This is a genomic window from Dokdonella sp., assembly GCF_049593775.1.
In the GTDB taxonomy this organism is placed as follows: Bacteria; Pseudomonadota; Gammaproteobacteria; order Xanthomonadales; family Rhodanobacteraceae; genus Dokdonella.
Genome location: NZ_JBAWHJ010000379.1, coordinates 1 through 4468, shown reverse-complemented (window position 1 = coordinate 4468; position 4468 = coordinate 1). Strand labels below are relative to the sequence as shown.

Genomic DNA, 4468 nt, shown 5'->3' with positions numbered 1-4468 from the left:
CGCGAAGTACAAGCCGGACTTGGTCAGTTCAGCAATGTTCTGGATTGGCAGGTAGTTGAGTGCGCGTTCGTTCTCCTTGCCGGACAGGATGAAGCGATTGGCGTACACCGAGTCCGCAATCTTTGCCACCGGCTTTCCTTCACGCCCATACCAGCCGTACTGAGGATCAAGATCCCAACTGCCGCGACGTCCGTTCTTCTGGTAGGCCGCGAAGAAATTGGCGATCTCGTTGTCTCGAACGCGCAGGAACTCGACATCGACTTCATCCACATTGACCGAAACCACGGGCAGCCCGCGTGATTCCCGTGCAGGCAGGACACTGCCTTGTGCGGCGAACCCGACCGCAGGCTGCAAGGGCCCGGTGAAGACATCCTTGCTGAATTCGCTGCCAATGGACTGGCCATCAGCCGCGGTGAGGCCGGGTTTGATTCGTGCGGTGTAGCTTGCATTCGCGTCGACGTATGGAAAGCGCAGGGTCCTGCCATCTTCATCCAGCACCCAACTGCCACTGATCGGTTCACCATTGGCGCCAGTGACCACCAGAAGAGAGTCGAAGTCCTGGGTGCCGGTCAGTTGCAACGGAAATTCGAGTGCTAGGGCCAACTGGCCCTGATACAGCTCCGCATGCGCAGAAACGTCCTCCAGCTTGCCGGCCTGCGCCTGGGTATCGGCTATCGCCTCGACGGGCTTTTCGCCCTGGACCTCGGGCACCGTCTCGGGCCGTTTGCCGCAGCTGGCGATGCCGAAAAGGCAAAGAAGCAGTGCCATGGCCAATGCGCGAGAAAAGCAGGGTCGAGTCAGCAGGATTGGCATGCGATAGTTCCATCGTGAGCGCGTTGTGCACAGTATAGCTGCGCATTTGTGGCAGCCACCGGGCAAATCGGGCGTCTGCCGGGACAACATCGTTGCCGGAATTGCTACGCTCTGCCCATGAAAACTGCCCTTGTCTGGTTTCGTCGTGATCTGCGCCTGGCTGACAATCCTGCCTTGACGGCTGCGCTGGAAGCATATGATCGGGTGCTGCCGGTGTTCATCCATGCGCCAGACGAAGAGGCGCCATGGGCGCCCGGTGCGGCGAGCCGGTGGTGGCTGCATGGTTCGCTGGAATCACTCGGCAAGGATTTGCGCAGCCGAGGCTCAGGCTTGCACATAGCTCGAGGTCCCTCGCTTGACGCTTTGCTTCGCTTGCTCGGCGAGCATGGTGCCACCGCGGTCTACTGGAACCGGCTCTATGAGCCGGCGATCACGCAGCGTGACAGCCTGCTCAAGCAGACTTTGACCGAGCAGGGCTTTGAAGCGCGCAGCTTCAACGCGGCCTTGCTGCAGGAGCCCTGGGAAGTACAGACCAACCAGGGCCAGCCGTACCGTGTCTTCACGCCCTACTGGCGAAAGGCGCGCAGCCAGATGCAATTGCGTCCGCCACTGCCAAAGCCCGCGCGCATCGCGTCCCGTGATCACGCCGCGGGTTTGCCGCTGGATGCGCTGGAGCTCCTGCCAGCCAGGCCCTGGGACCAGGGATTGCATACGCGTTGGGCCCGCGGTGAGTCGGCAGCGGAGGATGCATTTTCCGAATTCATCGATTCGACGATGTCGACTTACATCGACGAGCGCGACCGGCCGGATCGCGATGGAACTTCCGGCTTGTCGCCGCATCTGCACTTCGGGGAAATTTCGCCAATGCGAATGGCCTGGGAGATCGACGAGCGGGTTCGATCAGGTCGAGATGCCGCGCTCTCGAATGGCGCGGAGGGATTTCTTCGCCAGCTGGGCTGGCGTGAGTTTTCCCAGCAGTTGTTGTTTCACTTTCCGGACATGCCGGAAAAGAATCTCAATTCGCGATTCGATGGTTTCATATGGGCGGATGCCGATCCACCTGCGCTCAAGCGCTGGCAGCGCGGCCGCACGGGAATTCCGATTGTCGATGCCGGCATGCGCGAACTCTGGGAGAGCGGCACGATGCACAATCGGGTCCGCATGCTGGTTGCCTCGTTTCTCACGAAGAACCTGCGCCAGCACTGGCACCTCGGCGAGCGCTGGTTCTGGGATACCCTGGTCGATGCCGATCTCGCCAACAACGCGCAAGGCTGGCAATGGACGGCCGGCTGCGGCGTGGATGCCTCGCCGTATTTCCGCATCTTCAATCCGGTAAGCCAGGGCATGAAGTTCGATCCCCGGGGCGACTACGTACGTCGCTGGGTCCCCGAACTGGCTGATGTCCCTGCACCCCTGATCCATCGGCCATGGACAGATGGCGACTTGCTCGCGCGCAGCCACTATCCCGCGCCGATAGTCGACCTGGATTCCTCGCGACAAGCCGCACTCGCTGCCTACAAGGACTTGCGCGACTGATCCGGAGTTCGGCAATCGTTGCGTTTTGCCGGTACTACCGGGATGCTTACCCTCGATGCGGTGGGGAAACTCATCCAGCCATGGCGTCAGAAGAGGGAGGGATGCATGTCCGAATCGGGTTCAGGCAAACGCGAAGCGATGTCCAAGGTCGATACGGCCTGGTTGCGCATGGAACGGCCAACCAATCTGATGATGATCACCGGCATCATGATGTTTGCCGCGCCACTCGATCCCGCGGCGATCAAGAATCTTCTCGGCGAACGATTCCTGGCTTACCCGCGGTTTCGGCAGAAGGCAGTCAACACGCCATCCGGTGCGCATTGGGAAACCGATGCCGACTTCAATCTGGACTGGCATGTCCGCGTGGCGGCTCTGCCCGGTGCGGCGGACAAGGTTGAGCTGGAAAATTTTGTCGGCGAACTGGCCTCATCTCCACTCGATCATTCCAAGCCGCTTTGGCAATTCCATGTCGTGGAGAATTACCGAGGCGGCAGCGTGCTTGTTGCGCGCATCCACCATTGCTACGCAGACGGCCTTGCCCTCGTTCAAGTCATGCTGGCGCTGACCGATACGGCGCCCGATCCGGAACAACAGGCCGAGCTGGCCAGGACCTGGCTGAAGCGCGATGGCGGCAATGTCTGGCAACGCATGCTGGAGCCGGCCCAAGCCGGAATCGGCAAGGCATTCAAGGTCGGCAACAAGGTCTACGCGAAGATCGCGGAGATGATCAATGACCCTGCCGTGGCAGCGGACGTTGCGCGCGAAGGTGGTGCGATCACGCGTGAACTAGCTCTGGCCTTGAGCCTGGAAGATGATCCGCCGACCCTGCTGAAGGGGCCTCTAGGCGTCATCAAACGCGTCGCCTGGGCGGATCCCCTGCCGCTCGAAGAAGTGAAGACCCTCGGGCGCGCATTGGGGTGCACGGTCAATGATGTGCTGCTGGCCTGTGCGGCAGGTGCGTTGCGCGGTTATCTGCTCGATCAGGGTGGCAAGGTCGATGGCCTGACCATACGCGCGACGGTTCCGGTCAACCTGAGGCCTCTGGAGCACGCGAAGAAGCTTGGGAATCATTTCGGATTGGTGTTTCTCGACCTGCCTGTCGGCGAAGCCAACCCCTTGCGCCGGCTGGAGCGGGTCGCCGCGTGCATGCGAGAGCTCAAGAATTCGCGTCAGGCCATTGTCACGCTGGGGCTGCTAGGCGCACTCGGCATGGGGCCTCAGGCGCTGCAAGCGCCGGCTCTCGAGCTGTTCAGCCGAAAGGCAACGACGGTTGCAACCAATGTTCCTGGCCCTCAACAGCCGCTGTATCTGACCGGTGTCGAGGTCACCGAGTTGATGTTCTGGGTGCCCCAGTCAGGCTCGATCGGCGTCGGTTTGTCGATTCTCAGCTACAACGGCAATGTCCATTTCGGTCTGATCGGAGATGCAAAGCGCGTGCATGATCCGGACTCGGTCACCGTTCGTTTTGCCGAAGAATTCGAAAAGCTCATGTTGATCGCGCTCATGGAAGACTGGGACGAGGAGATCGCGGCTGGCGGTGCCGACGCGACACTCAAGCACTTCCTCTAGTTCACGCACGGTAGCGTGTGCCCCGAGTATCGCCAGCTGCATTTTTCGAAGGTGTTGATCCTTCGAAGAGTTCACTGGCAGGGCATCACTCGGCGGCGATGCCGCGAGTCATCCATTCGATGGTGGATTGCGGATTGAAGGAATCTGCGGCCGAGACGCATGATGCCGCTTCCTCCAACTAGGGAAGTGCGGAGTCAAACGAGTCGGCAAAAATTCGATCGGTTGCACCGCTCAAATCGGCGAGAACGGCGACATTGGTGCGAATGATGGCGGCGCCCATGGCTTGTGCCCACACGCCCATATTGACCGGCAAATCGGTGGCGCGGTGATAGTGCGGATAAACGCTCCAGTCCTTTTCGATCGTCAGCAGGCCGCGCTTGCCAGCGTTGAGATAGGGCGCGTGGTCCGAGCAGCAGTAGCTGGTGCTGAGCGTTACCCCTACCGCGGGTTCATAGATGGCGGCAGCGGCGGCGAACTGGTTGAGATAGCTGGTCCAGGCGCTGCTGCTTTCCAGCAGCATGTCGAGCTGCGCACCCGCGCTGTATCCGAT

Annotated in this window: 3 protein-coding genes and 1 pseudogene; 2 read left to right on the top strand and 2 right to left on the bottom strand. The window is 60.8% G+C overall.

The annotated features are described in order from the left end of the window. Positions 1-768 (bottom strand): annotated as a pseudogene (locus WBP53_RS13030) (alpha-2-macroglobulin family protein); the annotation flags it as partial. A gap of 162 nt (positions 769-930) precedes the next feature. On the opposite strand from WBP53_RS13030, the gene WBP53_RS13025 reads away from it, so the two are divergent. Together WBP53_RS13025 and WBP53_RS13020 are read left to right on the top strand one after the other, a co-directional pair. Then, a complete protein-coding gene (locus WBP53_RS13025; RefSeq protein ID WP_423929597.1) occupies positions 931-2349 on the top strand; it encodes a cryptochrome/photolyase family protein in 1419 nt (472 codons plus the stop codon). A 105-nt stretch (positions 2350-2454) separates the two neighbouring features. Next, entirely contained in the window at positions 2455-3918 is a 1464-nt protein-coding gene (locus WBP53_RS13020) for a WS/DGAT/MGAT family O-acyltransferase (RefSeq protein ID WP_423929595.1), read from the top strand. 178 nt (positions 3919-4096) lie between these two features. On the opposite strand, the gene WBP53_RS13015 is transcribed toward WBP53_RS13020, so the two are convergent. Beyond that, positions 4097-4468, bottom strand: a 372-nt coding sequence (locus WBP53_RS13015; RefSeq protein ID WP_423929593.1) for a hypothetical protein, incomplete at its 5' end; no start/stop codon positions are given.